Raw genomic sequence first — 16,671 nt, 5'->3', positions numbered from 1 at the left:
CGTCGATCATTGTGCGGAGCAGCAGGGACAAAGGCTGCGCTGCAACGGCTGAGGAACAGGACCGTCGTGGCAGGCCGTTCAGAAGGGCGGCTTCAGGGGAGGAATGCATGTCTACCATCGAGAGCGCTGGAACACTTTCGGGTGCCGGCGCAGGTTTTCTGGATCGCGAGCGGACCATCGCGACCGCGGGGTTCAATCGCTGGCTGGTGCCCCCGGCCGCCCTGTGCATCCATCTCTGCATCGGCATGGCCTACGGTTTCTCGGTGTTCTGGCTGCCGCTGTCGCGCGCGATCGGAGTGACCGCGCCGAAGGCGTGCGCAGAGATGTCGCTGTTTCAGGAGCTGTTCACGACCAGCTGCGACTGGAAGGTCGCCAGCATGGGGTGGATGTACACGCTCTTTTTCGTGCTGCTCGGTATCGCGGCTGCGGTTTGGGGCGGCTGGCTGGAGCGCGTAGGCCCGCGCAAGGCCGGCTTCGTCTCGGCGCTGTGCTGGTGCGGCGGCCTCTTCCTCGGTGCGATCGGGGTTTATACCCATCAGCTCTGGTTGTTGTGGCTGGGTTCGGGCGTGATCGGCGGCATCGGTCTCGGCCTTGGCTATATCTCGCCGGTGTCGACGCTGGTCAAATGGTTCCCGGACCGCCGCGGCATGGCGACCGGCATGGCCATCATGGGCTTCGGCGGCGGCGCCATGATCGGCGCACCGCTGGCGAACCTGTTGATGAACTACTTCAAGACCCCGACCTCGGTCGGCGTCTGGGAGACCTTCGTCACGATGGGCGTCATCTACTTCGTGTTCATGATGATCGGCGCGTTCCGCTATCGTTTGCCGCCGCCCGGCTGGCAGCCCGAGGGCTGGACCGCGCCGTCGAAGGCCAACGCGATGATCTCGAAGGCCAATGTCCATCTCAACGACGCGCACAAGACGCCGCAGTTCTGGCTGATCTGGTGGGTGCTGTGCCTGAACGTGTCGGCCGGCATCGGCGTGATCGGGATGGCCTCGCCGATGCTCCAGGAGATCTTCGCCGGCAAGTTGATCGGCCTGCCTAACATCGGCTTCAACGCGCTTGATGCGGGACAGAAGGCGCAGATCGCCGCGATCGCGGCGGGCTTCGCCGGATTGCTGTCGCTGTTCAACATCGGCGGCCGCTTCTTCTGGGCATCGCTGTCGGACAAGATTGGGCGGAAGAACACTTACTATACGTTCTTCATCCTCGGCATCGTGCTCTACGCGTTGGCGCCGACTTTTGCGGCGATGGGTTCGAAGCTGCTGTTCGTGCTTGGCTTCGGCATCATCCTGTCGATGTATGGCGGCGGCTTCGCCACCGTGCCGGCCTACCTTGCCGACATGTTCGGAACCCAGTTCGTCGGCGCCATCCATGGCCGGCTGCTGACGGCGTGGTCCACCGCGGGCATCATCGGCCCCGTCGTCGTCAACTACATCCGCGAGTTCCAACTCGCGGCAGGCGTGCCGCGCGACCAGCTCTACAACACGACGATGTACATCCTCTGCGCCATGCTGATCGCGGGCCTGATCTGCAACTATCTGATCAAGCCGGTCGATTCGAAATGGCACATGAAGGAGGCTGATGTCGCCAAGTTGCAGGCGGCAAGCGCCAACGCCGCCGCCGCGGGGCCGCACGGCTCCTACGGCATCGGATTTGGCGGGCTTGACGCCAAGGCGGCGCTGTTCTGGGCCTTCGTCGGCGTCCCCCTGCTTTGGGGTGTCTGGAAGACATTGGAGAGCGCGGTCAAAATCTTCTGATCCGCCGTTGAAACAGAAGCGGGATGCTCATCAGGCGTCCCGCTTCGTTGGCCTTTCAGACATCATCAAGAATGGGACTTAGGGGGATTAAAATGATTCGCACCCGAACTTGCCTTCGAACTTGCCTTGCGGCCGCGTTGCTCGTCGCTGGCCTTCATGCCGCATCCGCGCAGACGACAACGACACCGGCGGCGCCTGCTGCAACGACCGAAGCCAAGCCTGGCAAGATGAAACTCACCATGCAGAAGCTGAAAGACATGAAGGCGAAATGGGCAGCCAACAAGCCGAAGCTGAAAGCCTGCCGCGCCGACGTGAAGGCCAAGGGCCTCGCCGGCGATGACCGCTGGTTCTACATCGAAGAGTGCATGAGCAAGACCTGAGATCAGGTTCCGTCTGGCGCACGCGTAAAGGGGCATGGCGGGTGACCGCCTGCCTCCTAAATCATTCTAGAGACGCTCTAAATTGTCTTGCATCTGGCATACCAGAGACTAGAGTTGCGTCGAATTTGGCTTGGTCGGCGGGACGCAGAACCGGTGGTTCCGCTGATCGAATCGGGAAACGAAGGCTGATCGCTTTGGCGATCCGGCCTAGACTGATCACGCATTTGAAGAGAACGCGACCTCTCCATGAGCAGCAACGACGACGTTCACAAGGTTCGCGAGTTCGAACATCCCGGCCAGGGACGGAAGCGCGCCAAGTCCACGCCCAAGGGACGGCAGGTCGATCCCACCGCCGCGCATGAGATCGCACAGCTGCTCGGCGACAGGCCGCGGCGTCGCGACCTCTTGATCGAATATCTGCATCTGATCCAGGACAAGTACCGCCAGATCTCGGCCGCGCACCTCGCTGCGCTCGCCGACGAGATGAAGCTCGCGTTCGCCGAAGTGTTCGAGACTGCGACCTTCTACGCGCATTTCGACGTGGTGAAGGAAGGCGAGCCCGATATCGCACCGCTGACGATCCGCGTCTGCGATTCGCTGACCTGCGCGATGCTCGGCGGAGAGAAGCTGCTCGCCGATCTGCAGGACGCGTCGGGCCCCGGCATCCGCGTGGTACGCGCGCCCTGCGTCGGCCGCTGCGACACGGCGCCTGCTGCGGAAGTCGGACACAACTTTGTTGACCACGCGACGGTCGCGAATGTCATGGCGGCGGCGAAGGCTGGCGACACCCACGCGCATCTGCCCAAATATATCGGCTATGAGGCCTATGTCGCCGGCGGCGGCTACAAGCTGCTCAATCGCCTGCGCTCGGGGGAACTGGCGACGGACGACCTGCTGAAGGCACTCGACGACGCCTCGTTGCGCGGTCTCGGCGGCGCCGGCTTCCCGACGGGACGGAAGTGGCGCGCGGTGCTCGGTGAACCAGGCCCGCGGCTGATGGCGATCAACGGCGACGAGGGCGAGCCCGGCACGTTCAAGGATCGCGTCTATCTCGAAAGCGATCCGCACCGTTTCCTCGAGGGCATGCTGATCGGCGCCCATGTGGTGCAGGCCTCGGATATCTACATTTACCTCCGCGACGAATATCCGGCGTCGCGCGAAATCCTCGAACGCGAGATCGCAAAGCTCCCGCCGGGCGGTCCGACGCTGCACATGCGCCGCGGCGCCGGCGCCTATATCTGCGGCGAGGAATCCTCGCTGCTCGAGAGCATCGAGGGCAAGCGCGGCCTGCCCCGGCACAAGCCGCCTTATCCATTCCAGGTCGGTCTGTTCGGCCTGCCGACGTTGATCAACAACATCGAGACCTTGTGGTGGGTGCGCGACATCGTCGAGAAGGGCGCCGACTGGTGGAAGGGGCACGGCCGCCATGAGCGGCACGGCCTGCGCAGCTTCTCGGTCTCGGGCCGCGTCAAGAATCCCGGCATGAAACTCGCGCCTGCTGGCATCACCGTGCGCGAGCTGATCGACGAATATTGCGGTGGCATGGCCGACGGCCATCAGTTCTACGCGTACCTGCCGGGTGGTGCGTCCGGCGGCATCCTGCCGGCGGCGATGGACGACATCCCGCTCGATTTCGGCACGCTTGAAAAATACGGCTGCTTCATCGGCTCTGCCGCGATCGTGATCCTGTCGCAAAAGGACAGCGTGCGCGCGGCCGCGTTGAACCTGATGAAGTTCTTCGAGGACGAGAGCTGCGGCCAGTGCACGCCGTGTCGCGTCGGAACCCAGAAGGCCGCACTGCTGATGCAGCAACCGGTCTGGAACCGCGCTCTCCTGGACGAATTGAGCCAGGCGATGCGCGATGCCTCGATCTGCGGGCTTGGACAGGCGGCATCGAATCCGCTGTCCACTGTGATCAAATATTTCCCTGACGAGTTCAAGGAAGCGGCCGAATGACGAAGATTACGTTCGAGCTCGACGGCAAGCAGGTCGAGGCCAATGCAGGCGAGACGATCTGGCAAGTCGCAAAACGCCAGGGCCGCGAGATTCCGCATCTGTGCTACTCGCCCGCGCCTGATTATCGCCCCGATGGCAATTGCCGCGCCTGCATGGTCGAGATCGAGGGCGAGCGCGTGCTCGCGGCGTCCTGCAAGCGCACGCCGTCGGTCGGCATGAAGGTGAAGACCGAGAGCGCGCGCGCGGTGTCCGCGCAAAAGATGGTCATGGAGCTGCTGGTCGCCGATCAGCCGGCACGCGAGACCTCGCACGATCCGGACTCCAAATTCTGGCATTGGGCCGAAACCACGGGGGTCACCGAGAGCCGCTTCCCTGCCGCCGAGCGTTGGGCGACCGACGCCAGCCATCCGGCGATGCGCGTCAATCTCGATGCCTGCATCCAGTGCGGCCTCTGCGTGCGCGCTTGCCGTGAGGTCCAGGTCAACGACGTCATCGGCATGGCCTATCGCAGCCACGGCTCGAAAATCGTGTTCGATTTCGACGATCCCATGGGCGAATCCACCTGCGTCGCCTGCGGCGAATGTGTGCAGGCCTGTCCGACCGGAGCCCTGATGCCGGCCGTGATGCTCGACGAGGCGCAGACCCGTGTCGTCTATGCCGACAAGAAGGTGGATTCGCTCTGTCCGTTCTGCGGCGTCGGCTGCCAGGTGACCTATGAGGTCAAGGACGAGAAGGTGATCTATGCCGAGGGCCGCGATGGCCCGGCCAACCGTAACCGTCTTTGCGTCAAAGGCCGCTTCGGCTTCGACTACATCCACCATCCGCATCGCCTGACCAAGCCGCTGGTGCGGCTGCCGAACGCGAAGAAGGATTCCAACGACCAGGTCGATCCGGCCAATCCCTTCACGCATTTCCGCGAAGCGAGCTGGGAAGAAGCGCTCGACATCGCGGCCAAGGGCCTCGTCAAGATCCGCGACGAGAAGGGCGTGAAGGCGCTGGCCGGCTTCGGCTCGGCGAAGGGTTCGAACGAGGAGGCCTATCTGTTCCAGAAGCTGGTGCGTACCGGCTTCGGCTCCAACAACGTCGACCATTGCACCCGTCTGTGCCACGCCTCGTCGGTCGCGGCGCTGTTCGAAGGTCTGAGCTCAGGCGCGGTGTCCGCGCCGTTCTCGGCTGCGATGGACGCCGAGGTCATCATCGTGATCGGCGCCAACCCGACCGTGAACCATCCGGTCGCCGCGACCTTCATCAAGAACGCGGTCAAGCAGAACGGCGCAAAGCTGTTCGTCATGGACCCGCGCCGGCAGACGCTGTCGCGCCATGCGACCAAGCATCTGCAGTTCAAGCCGGGCTCCGACGTCGCCATGCTGAACGCGATGATCCACACGATCATCACCGAAGGGCTGACCGACGACCAGTACATCGCCGGCTACACCGAGGGATTCGAGGACCTCAAGGAGAAGATCAAGGAGTTCACGCCGGAGAAGATGGAGCCGATCTGCGGCATCCCGGCGCAGACCCTGCGTGAGGTCGCGCGAACCTATGCACGGGCAAAATCGTCGATCATCTTCTGGGGCATGGGCATCAGCCAGCATGTCCACGGCACCGACAATGCGCGCTGCCTGATTGCGCTGGCGCTGATCACCGGCCAGGTCGGCCGCCCCGGCACCGGCCTGCATCCGCTGCGCGGCCAGAACAACGTGCAGGGCGCTTCCGACGCCGGTCTGATCCCGATGTTCCTGCCGGACTATCAGCCGGTCGGCCGCGACGACATGCGCGGTGCCTTCGAGAAGCTGTGGGGCCAGGATCTCGATCCCGTGCGCGGTCTGACCGTGGTCGAGATCATGAACGCGATTCACGCGGGCGAGATCACGGGCATGTATATCGAGGGTGAGAACCCTGCGATGTCCGACCCCGATCTCCAGCATGCGCGCGGAGCACTCGCGATGCTCGATCATCTCGTCGTGCAAGATCTATTCGTCACGGAAACTGCTTTCCACGCCGACGTCATCCTGCCGGCCTCGGCGTTTGCCGAAAAGGAAGGCTCCTTCACCAACACTGATCGCCGCGTGCAGCTCGCGCGCCAGGTAATCAAGCCGCCGGGCGATGCGCGGCACGATCTTTGGATCATCCAGGAGATCGGCAAGCGCATGGGCCTGCCGTGGAATTATGCCGGTCCCGGCGAAGTCTTCACCGAGATGGCAGAGTTGATGCCGTCGTTGAAGAACATCACCTGGGAGCGGCTGGTCCGCGAGGGCGCGGTCACCTATCCCGTCGATGGTCCCGACATGCCCGGCAACGAGATCATCTTCACCACGGGCTTCCCGACTGCGAGCGGCCGCGGCAAGATCGTGCCGGCTCACGTCATCCCGCCGGACGAGATCCCCGACGTCGAATATCCGATGGTGCTCTCGACCGGCCGCGTGCTGGAGCACTGGCACACCGGCTCCATGACCCGCCGCGCGCAGGTGCTCGACCAGATCGAGCCCGAGGCGGTTGCGTTCATGTCGCCGAAGGACATGCACAGGAAGAAGCTCGCGCCGGGCGATTTCATTCGGCTCGAGACCCGCCGCGGCGCGGTCGAGGTCAAGGTCCGCTCCGACCGCGACGTTCCCGAGAATATGGTGTTCATGCCGTTCTGCTACGCGGAGGCGGCGGCGAATTTGTTGACCAACCCGGCGCTCGATCCGTTCGGCAAGATCCCGGAGTTCAAGTTCTGCGCGGCGAGAGCCGAGCGCGCCGAGATGCGCGACGCGGCGGAGTAGGGCTGCGGCGTCATTGCGAGCGAAGCGAAGCAATCCAGACTGCCTCCGCGGCAAGATTCTGGATTGCTTCGTCGCTTCGCTCCTCGCAATGACGGTGGTAAACGTGACACATGTCCAAAGCCACCCCAGCCACACGTGCGCTCACCGCCGCCAGTGTTGCCTTCACCGTCCACGCTTACGACTACGATCCCGATGCCGAGAGCATCGGCCTCCAGGCGGCTGCCGCACTCGGTGAGGATCCCGCTCGCGTCTTGAAGACGCTGATGGCGCTGGTCGATGGCAAGCCGGTCTGCGTGATCGTCCCATCCGACCAGGAAGTCTCGATGAAGAAGCTCGCCGCTGCTTTCAGCGGCAAGTCGGCGCAGATGATGAAGCCGCCGGAGGCCGAGCGCCTCACCGGGTACAAGGTTGGCGGCATCAGCCCGTTCGGGCAGCGGAAGCCCGCGCGCACCGTGATCGAGCAGAGCGCGCTCGCACATGACTATGTGTACGTCAATGGCGGTCAGCGCGGACTGCAGGTGCGGCTCGGTCCAGGCGATGTGCGGGACGTCTTGAAGGCGATTGCCGCAGAACTGGTCGCCTGAGCGCCGCGCTCTGCTACTGCTTTTGCAACAGCTTCAGCCGACAGCGCAGCGCTTCGCGGATGTGTGTGCGCGCGAGCTGCTCTGCTTTGCCGCCGTCGCGAGCCGCGATGGCTTCGATGATGGCCTGGTGCTCACCGTGGCTGGTCGAGGGGCGGCCCGATACCGTGAACGTGGTTGGACCGAGCAGGGCGATCCAGTCCTGCAATTCGCGCGAAGCGTTGTCGAGATAGCGGTTGCGCGCGGCGCGGCAGATCGCCTCGTGGAAGGCGCGGTTGAGCCTTGCCATGTCTCCTACCATGTCGGTCGCGTCGGCCCCGGACCCTTCGATAAAGGCCTGCTCGATGTCCCTGAGCGCATCGATCTCGGGCGCCGAGGCGTGCTCGGCCGCAAGTCGGGCGGCGGCGCCCTCCATGATCTCGCGCATGGCGTAGAGTTCGAGCACCTCGGAGATGTCGAGGTTGCGTACGATCAGGCCGCGGCCGCCGGCAGGTTCGACGAACCCGCGTGCGGCAAGCCGCCCCAGAGCTTCCCGCACCGGGGTGCGGCTGACCTTCAGCCGCTGGGCGACCTCTTCCTCGCGCAGGCGGTCGCCGGCGCGGTAGCTGCCGGCCTGCAGCGCCTCGCAGAGCGAGCGGAACACGGCTTCGCCGAGCGCCACGCCGCCGCCGCGCGCGATCGAGCCGCCTGCCTTTGTCGAGCGTTTTGCCATGCGTCCTCGTGGGCTCCCGCATCCTGCCCATGCAGGGATGGCGCTTGCCGGACGTTTGTATAGCTTTGTATACAAAGGTGCGCAATGGCCCCGGATTGACCGGGGCCGCCGGCGGGCAGAATGTCTCCAACTTCGTCGCATCGGGCAGACGGCATGAGCAGCAAATACGATGTGCTGGTGATCGGCGGCGGCAACGCGGCGCTGTGTGCGGCAATCAGCGCGCGACGTGGTGGGGCGTCGGTTCTGGTGCTCGAAGGTGCGCCAAAATTCTATCGCGGCGGCAACACGCGCCACACCCGCAACATGCGCTGCGCCCATGACGAGGCGACCGAAATCCTCACCGGCCCCTACACCGAGGAGGAGTTTTGGGAAGATCTGCTGCGCGTCACCGGCGGCCAGACCGACGAGCTGCTCGCCCGACACATGATCCGTGAGTCCAAGGACATCTTGAACTGGATCGTGGAGCAGGGCGTGCGCTGGCAGCCGTCGCTCGGCGGCACGCTGAGCCTCGGTCGCACCAACTCCTTCTTTCTCGGTGGCGGCCGCGCGATGCTGAACGCACTTTATCTCACCGCCGAGAAGCTCGGCGTCGAGGTCGAATACGACGCCGAGGTCACCGACCTTGTGATCGAGGACGGCATGTTCCTCGCCGCCCGTCTCAAACGGCCGATCAAGGGCAACACCGAGATCCGCGCGACGTCGCTGGTCGCCGCTGCCGGCGGGTTCGAGGCCAACATCGAATGGCTGAAGCAATATTGGGGCGAGGCCGCCGACAATTTCCTGATCCGCGGCACGCCTTATAACCGCGGCTCGATCCTGAAGATGCTGCTCGCCAAGGGCGTGCAGGAGGTCGGCGATCCCACCCAGTGCCATGCGGTCGCGATCGACTCCCGCGCGCCGAAATTCGACGGTGGCATCATCACAAGGCACGATTCGGTCGTGTTCGGCATCGTCGTCAACAAGCACGCGCAGCGCTTTTATGACGAGGGCGAGGACATCTGGCCGAAGCGCTACGCGATCTGGGGCCGGCTGGTGGCCGCGCAGCCCGACCAGATCGCCTACATCATCTTCGACTCGACCGTTGTCACCAGCTTCATGCCGACGCTGTTTCCCCCGATCGCCGGGCAGACCGTGGCTGAGCTCGCCGGCAAGCTCGAGCTCGATCCGGCCGCACTGGAAAAGACCATCACCGAATTCAACGCCGCGGTGCGGCCCGGCACCTTCGACCACACCATTCTGGACGATTGCCGCACCGAAGGCATCACGCCGCCGAAGTCGCATTGGGCGCGGCGGATCGAGACGCCGCCCTATCTTGCCTATCCGGTACGGCCCGGCATCACCTTCACCTATCTCGGCACGCGCGTGACCAGGGAAGCGCGGATGCTGATGGCTGACGGCAAGCCGTCGGCGAACATGTTCGCGGCCGGCGAGATCATGGCCGGCAACGTGCTCGGCAAGGGTTATGCCGCCGGTATGGGCATGACCATCGGCAGCGTGTTCGGACGGATTGCAGGACGGGAAGCGGCGCGGCACGCCAAGAACTAGGACGAAGAAAAGAACAGGGAGAAACCATGTCACGCATTGCCACTGCCGCGATCGCGGCGCTGCTGATCGTCGGCCACGCCCAGGCGGCCGAGCCGATCACGCTACGAGACATGGGTTCGTTTCATGTCGGCGGCCGCCTTGTCGAAATCTCCGGCAAGCCGGTGAGGGAGGTTGTGTTCGCGCCTGGTGGCGTGCCGGCCAAGGTCGATCCCAACGGCACGTATCAGGTCGAGCAGATGTACGTGCAATATTTTCTGCCGGCTAACGAGAAGGGTGCCTATCCCTTGCTGATGTGGCACGGCGGCGGATTGACGGGCGTCACCTACGAGACCACGCCGGACGGACGCGAAGGCTGGCTGAATTATTTTCTGCGCAAGGGGTGGGCCGTCTATAACTCCGACGCGGTAGAGCGCGGACGCGCGGGCTGGGCGCAATACCCCGATATCTTCAAAGGCGAGCCGGTCTTCCTGACCACGGCCAATCCGTTCGAGCGTTTCCGCATCGGCGATGGACCGAACTCATACGATCCCGATCCCGCCAAGCGAAGACTGTTGCCGGGCAGCCAGTTCCCCGTCGAGGGTTACGAGAATTTCGTCAAGCAGAACGTGCCGCGCTGGACCACGACCGACGATGCGACCATCGCCGCCTATATCGCCGAGATCGATCGCGTCGGCCCCTCGGTGCTTCTGTTCCACAGCCAAGCCGGCACCTTCGGCTTCAAGGTCGCGCAAGCCCGTCCCGACAAGGTCAAGGCGCTGATTGCGATCGAACCGGCCGGTATCGGCGATCCCGCCAAGGCGGATGTGCTGAAGAACATCCCGACCCTCATCATCTACGGCGACTATATCGAGCGCGATTCGCGTTGGCCCAAGATTCGCGCCAACGGCATCGCCTTTGCGGATGCCATCAAGGCGGCCGGGGGTAGTGTCGACATCGTCGATCTCCCGCAGGCTGGTATCAAGGGCAATTCGCATATGGTGATGATGGACAAGAACAACCTCGATGTCGCAGCCCTGATCCAGAAATGGCTCGAGGGCAAAGGCCTGACGAAGTAAAGCCATGCACGGAACCAGAATTTTGGACGAAGCCGACCGCCTGATGACGGTCTGCAATTCCTGCCGTTACTGCGAGGGTCTTTGCGCGGTATTTCCCGCCATGGAGATGCGGCGCGCCTTCTCCGACGGCGACCTCAATTATCTCGCCAATCTCTGCCACGGCTGCGGCGCCTGCTATGTCGACTGCCAGTTCTCGCCGCCGCACGAATTCAACGTCAACGTCCCGCAGACGCTGGCGATCGCGCGTGCGGAATCCTACGCGGCCTATGCCTGGCCGCAGGCGCTGTCCGGTGCCTTTGCGCGCAACGGCCTCGTCATCAGCATCGTCGCCGCGCTCAGCATGGCCGCCTTCATCCTCGGCTTCGCGGCACTGAACGACCGCAGCGTGCTGGTCGGCGTGCACACCGGCCCCGGCGCGTTCTACAAGTTGATGCCGCACAATGCGATGGCGGCGTTGTTCAGCGCCGCCTTCCTTTATGGGATCTTCGCGCTGGTGATGAGCGTGCGTGCGTTCTGGCGGGATATCGGCCCGCCGATCGCTGGCCGTGCGGACGGTGGCTCCATCTTTCAGGCGATGCGCGACGCTGGTGAGCTGCGCTATCTCCATGGTGGCGGCGTCGGCTGCTACAATGAGGATGACAAGCCGACCGACCGGCGCAAGCTTTTCCATCACCTGACCTTCTACGGCTTCCTGCTCTGCTTCGCCGCGACCTCGGTCGCCACGCTGTATCACTATCTGCTCGGCCGCGAGGCGCCGTATCCCTGGTGGGATCTGCCGGTGGTTCTCGGCACGCTCGGTGGCATCGGCCTGATCATCGGGCCGATCGGCCTGTTCGTCGCCAAGATGCGGCGCGACCCGGCGCTGCTCGACGAGCAGCGCTACGGCATGGATGTCGGCTTCATCGCCATGCTGTTCCTGACCGGCTTCACCGGCATGTTGCTTCTGCTCTTGCGGGAGACCGTCGCCATGGGACCGCTGCTGGCGTCGCATTTGGGTGCAGTGTTCGCGCTGTTCATCACCATGCCCTACGGCAAGTTCGTGCACGGCATCTATCGCTTCGCGGCACTGGTGCGTTATGCGCAGGAGCGGCGCGGAGAAGGCAGTTCTTGAGATTCAGACTTGCGCAAGCGGGTTTCGCGCACGTGAGCGGTAGAGAGAAGAAGTTCGGCATCCCGGTAAGGAGGTTCGGCGGCGCGTGAGCGCCGCAGTCGCCCTTGAAAAATGCTATCAGAAGCTCTATCTTGATAGCATTGCAGTCAGTCTCCGGAGGACGCTATCATGGCCGCCGTCACCATCCGCAACCTTTCCGAGGAGGCGCATCGCGCCCTGAAAGTCCGCGCGGCGCAGCACAATCGCAGTGCGGAAGCGGAAATGCGCGCCATTCTAGAGGCCGCAGTGCGTCCCGAGGGCCGGCTGCGGCTTGGCACCGCTCTTTCGGAGATGAGCCGGAAGATCGGCCTCACCAATGCCGACGTCGAGGCACTTGAACATGGCCGCGACGCGCGTCCCGCTGAGCCGGTACGCTTCGAATGATCCTGCTCGATACCAATGTGGTCTCCGAGGCTATGAAGCCCGAACCGCATCCATCGGTCCGTGACTGGCTCGACGCCCAGGCGGCTGAGACGCTGTTTCTCTCCAGCGTCACCATCGCCGAACTGTTGTTCGGGATCGGCGCGTTGCCGCGCGGCAAGCGTAGGGACAGGCTGGCAGCTGCGCTCGACGGCGTGCTGGACCTGTTCGCGGCCCGCATTCTGCCCTTCGATACCACCGCGGCGCGGCGCTATGCCGATCTCGCCGTCAAGGCGCGCGCGGCCGGGAAAGGCTTTCCCACGCCCGATGGCTATATCGCCGCGACCGCCGCCGCGCACGGGTTCGCAGTGGCATCGCGGGACACGAGTGCGTTCAAGGCTGCCGGTCTGACGATAATCGATCCCTGGACCGTGACCACCTGACGGGGGGCGGGCGCATCACGTTCTGCGAAATCGGTGATCGCCGGGTGGATCTCGCGAGCGCTGCAATCGGCTTCCTGCGGCTCGCATAGTCGATGTTGAGGGTCGCGAACCCGGTCGCCTGGAGTGCCCGCTAAAGACGTTTCAGGGTACGAAGGTTCGCGCGATGCCGTGAAGCAGAACCACTCCTGGGCATCGCCCGTCGCCTGATTGAGGCGCCTCGTGCATCTCGCTTATGCCACCTCGCGCTCTGGTCCAGACGCCTGCTCGCGGGCCATCGTCGTTGCGGTGACGTAGTCGGTCTTGCCGGTCCCGAGCAGTGGCACCTTGTCGACCACCATGATCGCAGCGGGAACAGTCAGCTCGGACGCGCCGATCGCCTTGGCCTGGCCCTGCATTGCGCTGCGCTCGGCAGTCTTCTCTGTCGTCAGCAACACGATGCGCTCGCCCTTTCGCTGGTCCGGGATTGACACGGCGACCGAACCGGCCTGCGGCCACAGCGCCGTCGCGATGTTCTCGACCGCCGACAGCGAGACCATTTCGCCGGCGATCTTGGCAAAGCGCTTGGCGCGGCCCTTGATGGTGATGAAGCCGGCCGGGTCGATCGCGACGATGTCGCCGGTGTCGTGCCAACCCTCGGCGAGCGATTCGAGCACGCCCGGATTTTCCGCCCGCAAGTATCCGAGCATCACGTTCGGTCCGCGCACCGAGAGGCGTCCGCCTTCCTCGATGCCGGGGACCGGGTCGAGGCGGCTTTCCATCAGCGGCGACAGGCGGCCGACCGTGCCGGGGCGGTTGGCCATCGGCGTGTTCATCGCCAGCACCGGCGCGGTCTCGGTAACGCCGTAGCCTTCGAGGATGCGGATGCCGTAGCGCTCCATGAAGACCTGTCGGGTGCGATCCTTGACCGCCTCGGCGCCGGCGATCACCAGGCGCAGGGTCCGGAAGTCGTAGGCATGCGCCGAGCGGGCGTAGCCGGTGAGGAACGTGTCGGTGCCGAACAGGATCGTGGCGCCGGTCTGGTAGATCAGCTCGGGCACGATCCGGTAGTGCAGCGGCGAGGGGTACATGTAGATCGGAATGCCCGCGAGCAACGGCATCATCATTCCGCCGGTCAGCCCGAAGGAGTGGAACACCGGCAGCACGTTGAACACCTTGTCATTGGCGTTGGCATCGACCCGCGCCAGCGCCTGTGCGGCGTTCGCAAGGATGTTGCGGTGAGACAGCACCACGCCCTTGGGTGTGCCTTCCGAGCCCGATGTGAACAGCACGACGGCCGGATCGCTGGCCTGGCGGACGACGCGCGGCGTAGTCCCGGCGAGCAGGCCCTTGATCTTGTCGGCCGTGCCGATCGAGGCGCGGACATCCTCGAGATAGACGACGCGAACTTCCGCGGAGATCGCGGCCATCAGCTTGTCGAGCTTGCCCTTCTCGATGAAGGCCTTGGACGTCAGCACGGTCTTGACCTGTGCGGCCTTCATGGCGGCGAGGACGTTGACCGGGCCGGCCGAGAAGTTGAGCATCGCCGGGACCCGACCGATGTTTTGTAGCGCCATGAAGACGACGGCGACGCCCGCGGAATTCGGCAGCAGCACGCCGACATTCTCGCCGACAGCGGTGCCGTTCTCCAGCTTCCGGCTCAAGACCTGCGCGCCCAGGATCAGCTTGCGATAGGTCAGCTTGGTGCCGAGCGCATCCTCAATGATGACCTTGCCGGTGTCGCGATCGCGGTAAGCGTGTCCGAGCGCCTCGAACAGGGTGTGATCGAGCATGGCGTTCTTCACCATCGCGTCGATCATCACGTCCTGAAGTGCGGCGCCCGCGGCGTTGCGGCGCGTCTTGCCCTTGAGCGACGGATCGACCGGAAGCTTGACCGGCGGCAGGATGGTGACGGTCACCCGCGGAAACCACGTGCGCTTGATCTGGCTGCCGTTGAGATAGCTGAGATGCGAGCGTTGGGCGCCTTCGATGCGGACCGGGACGACGACCGCGTCGGCCTTGTCCGCGATCATCGCGGTGCCGTCATAGACCTTCATCAGCGAGCCGGAGACGGTAATGCGTCCCTCCGGAAAGATCACCACCGGCTCTCCGGCGGCGACGAGCTTGATGAGGTCGCGCGCGGCCAGCGGCTTGCTGGGGTCCATGGTGTAGTGCTTGACCACGCGCAGGAACGGCTTGGCCCACCAGGCCTTGGCGATGCCGGTATCGACCGCGAAGCTCGCGTCGATCGGCAGCACGGCGTGCAGCAGCGGGCCGTCGATCAGGCTGACATGGTTGGGCGCGATCAGCATGCGCGTGCCAGCAGGCGGCAGGTTCTCCAGCCCGCGGACCTCGGTGCGGAACAGCGCGCGGAACAGCAGACCGCCGAAGTCACGCACGCCTTCCTTGCCCCACTTCGTCAGCACGAACCAGACCGCGCCGAAGCTGGCGACGCCGAGGCCGAAGAAGATCCAGCCGATGTGCAATCCGCCGGCCTGCAGCAGCGCGACGAACAGCGAGCCGGCCACCATGAAGGCGGCCTGCAGCACGTTGCCGGCGGCGATGATGCGGGCGCGCTCCGAGGGAGCGGACCAGGCCTGGACGGCGGCGAAGGACGGCACGACGAACAGCCCGCCGCCGAATGCGAAGGCGACGAAGTCGAGCAGCATGCGCAGTCCCGCGAACGAGGTCGCGAAGTCGCCCGCGGTGATGTCCTGGCCCTTGGCGGTCACGCCGATCGCCCAGGCGAGGTCGAGGCCGGCAAACCCCATCATGATGGCGCCGATCGGCACCAGCGCGAGGTTTGGGCGAACGTGGCTCAGATTCGCGGCGAACAGCGAACCGACGGCGATGCCGATTGCGAAGATCGCGAGACACAACGTCACCACGCCCTCGGTACCACCGATGACCTCCTTGACCAGCGCCGGCAGCAGCGAGAGCACGATGGCGCCCACCAGCCAGAACCAGGAGACGATCACGGTGCCGTCCCACAGCCGGTGATCGGCGTGCAGCGTCTTCAGCAGGCCGAGCGTCGAGGTCCAGGGATTGGCGTTGACCGGAAGATCGGGTGCAGACGGCGTCGTCGCGGGAATGCGGGAGGCGAAGGTCCAGGACAGCAGGGCCAGCACGACCACGGCCGATGCGACCCAGCCCATATGCGCGGAGCCGGCCACGAACTGGCCGCCGGCAACGGTGCCGAGCAGGATGGCCATGAAGGTCGCGCCTTCGACCAGCGCGTTGCCGGTCGCGAGCTCGCCGAGCTCGAGCTGGTCCGGCAGCATCGAATATTTCACGGGACCGAACAGCGCGGCGATGACGCCGAACAGTGCGAGCGCTGCGAACAGCAGCGGCACCGAGTGCAGGAAGAAGCCGGCCGCGGCAAAGCCCGCGGCAAAGATCTCGGCGAATTTGAGCCGCCTTGCGACGACGGATTTGACGTATTTGTCGGCGAGCTGGCCGCCGAGCCCGGACAGGATGAAATAGGGGAAGATGAAGACGGCGCCTGCGACCGTCACCAGCGCATCGCCGTGGCCGGTCGCGGCACTGTAAAGCAGGATGATGACGAGTGCGTTCTTGAGCACGTTGTCGTTCAGCGCCGAGAAGAATTGCGCCCAGAACAGCGGCGCGAAGCGGCGTGACGACATCAAATCCCTGATCATGACTAGTCCTGTTTTGGAAACGCTGTCTGAGGTTGTTTCATTGTCGGATGGGCGTCGGGACCGGAGGAGATGCGACGGGCATTTGCGGGTTGACGACGATCGTCCCGGCCTGCTCTGCGCCTTTGCCTTCCGATCCTGTTGGTCTCCGCGTGGCGTGGTTTGGTTCGCAAATGGTTGGTCGCGGCTCTGTCACGCTCCGGCAAGGCGGCGTGCTCGCCTCAGGTGAGATGGGCTAGGCGGCGAAAGGGCGAGAGGCGGCCGAGCAGGCTAATGCGGCGGCCCTCATGACGGGCACGGCCGCGGTTAGCCCGCCACATCCGGAAGGT

12 protein-coding genes and 1 pseudogene are annotated in these 16,671 nt (G+C 64.6%); 10 read left to right on the top strand and 3 right to left on the bottom strand.

Annotated elements, in window-relative coordinates:
• Positions 1–107: 107 nt before the first annotated feature.
• The 5 genes from AC0L3J_RS23960 (at position 108) to ybaK (ending at position 7,448) form a co-directional block, all read left to right on the top strand.
• Positions 108–1,763 carry an OFA family MFS transporter gene (locus AC0L3J_RS23960; protein WP_473348493.1) on the top strand — a complete coding sequence of 552 codons (1,656 nt, stop codon included), beginning with the start codon at positions 108–110 and terminating at the stop codon, positions 1,761–1,763.
• Positions 1,764–1,855: 92 nt separating this feature from the next.
• On the top strand, positions 1,856–2,143 hold the full coding sequence (locus tag AC0L3J_RS23955) for a hypothetical protein (protein ID WP_473348492.1): 288 nt from the start codon (positions 1,856–1,858) through the stop codon (positions 2,141–2,143).
• A 246-nt stretch (positions 2,144–2,389) separates the two neighbouring features.
• On the top strand, positions 2,390–4,099 hold the full coding sequence (locus tag AC0L3J_RS23950; RefSeq protein ID WP_473348491.1) for an NADH-ubiquinone oxidoreductase-F iron-sulfur binding region domain-containing protein: 1,710 nt from the start codon (positions 2,390–2,392) through the stop codon (positions 4,097–4,099).
• A complete protein-coding gene (fdhF, locus tag AC0L3J_RS23945) occupies positions 4,096–6,864 on the top strand; it encodes a formate dehydrogenase subunit alpha (protein WP_473348490.1) in 2,769 nt (922 codons plus the stop codon). The genes AC0L3J_RS23950 and fdhF overlap by 4 nt, the downstream gene beginning before the upstream one ends.
• A gap of 110 nt (positions 6,865–6,974) precedes the next feature.
• Positions 6,975–7,448, top strand: a complete 474-nt coding sequence (gene ybaK, locus AC0L3J_RS23940; protein WP_473348489.1) for a Cys-tRNA(Pro) deacylase — start codon at positions 6,975–6,977, stop codon at positions 7,446–7,448.
• 13 nt (positions 7,449–7,461) lie between these two features.
• Here the strand turns inward: ybaK and AC0L3J_RS23935 are convergent, their stop codons facing one another.
• Positions 7,462–8,157 (bottom strand): GntR family transcriptional regulator, encoded by a 696-nt coding sequence (locus AC0L3J_RS23935; protein ID WP_473348488.1) that lies wholly within the window; start codon positions 8,155–8,157, stop codon positions 7,462–7,464.
• Positions 8,158–8,310: 153 nt separating this feature from the next.
• On the opposite strand from AC0L3J_RS23935, the gene tcuA reads away from it, so the two are divergent.
• The 5 genes from tcuA (at position 8,311) to AC0L3J_RS23910 (ending at position 12,710) form a co-directional block, all read left to right on the top strand.
• Positions 8,311–9,702 carry an FAD-dependent tricarballylate dehydrogenase TcuA gene (gene tcuA, locus AC0L3J_RS23930; RefSeq protein ID WP_473348487.1) on the top strand — a complete coding sequence of 464 codons (1,392 nt, stop codon included), beginning with the start codon at positions 8,311–8,313 and terminating at the stop codon, positions 9,700–9,702.
• A gap of 26 nt (positions 9,703–9,728) precedes the next feature.
• Complete coding sequence (locus tag AC0L3J_RS23925) at positions 9,729–10,757, top strand: alpha/beta hydrolase (RefSeq protein WP_473348486.1); 1,029 nt, start codon at positions 9,729–9,731, stop codon at positions 10,755–10,757.
• Positions 10,758–10,761: 4 nt separating this feature from the next.
• Positions 10,762–11,868: a tricarballylate utilization 4Fe-4S protein TcuB gene (gene tcuB, locus AC0L3J_RS23920; RefSeq protein WP_473348485.1), complete on the top strand. Its 1,107-nt coding sequence runs from the start codon at positions 10,762–10,764 to the stop codon at positions 11,866–11,868.
• Between the two features lie 168 nt (positions 11,869–12,036).
• Positions 12,037–12,291 carry a FitA-like ribbon-helix-helix domain-containing protein gene (locus AC0L3J_RS23915; RefSeq protein ID WP_473263289.1) on the top strand — a complete coding sequence of 85 codons (255 nt, stop codon included), beginning with the start codon at positions 12,037–12,039 and terminating at the stop codon, positions 12,289–12,291.
• Positions 12,288–12,710: a PIN domain-containing protein gene (locus AC0L3J_RS23910; RefSeq protein ID WP_473348484.1), complete on the top strand. Its 423-nt coding sequence runs from the start codon at positions 12,288–12,290 to the stop codon at positions 12,708–12,710. Before AC0L3J_RS23915 ends, AC0L3J_RS23910 begins: the two co-directional genes overlap by 4 nt.
• Before the next feature lie 8 nt (positions 12,711–12,718).
• On the opposite strand, the pseudogene AC0L3J_RS23905 reads toward AC0L3J_RS23910, so the two are convergent.
• Together AC0L3J_RS23905 and AC0L3J_RS23900 are read right to left on the bottom strand one after the other, a co-directional pair.
• Positions 12,719–12,935, bottom strand: a pseudogene (locus tag AC0L3J_RS23905) (lipase family protein); the annotation flags it as partial.
• Positions 12,936–12,940: 5 nt separating this feature from the next.
• Entirely contained in the window at positions 12,941–16,345 is a 3,405-nt protein-coding gene (locus AC0L3J_RS23900; RefSeq protein ID WP_473348483.1) for an acyl-[ACP]--phospholipid O-acyltransferase, read from the bottom strand.
• Positions 16,346–16,671: the final 326 nt, after the last annotated feature.

This window comes from Bradyrhizobium sp. Kon37 (genome assembly GCF_055807535.1).
This window is presented reverse-complemented; position numbering and strand designations above follow the sequence as displayed.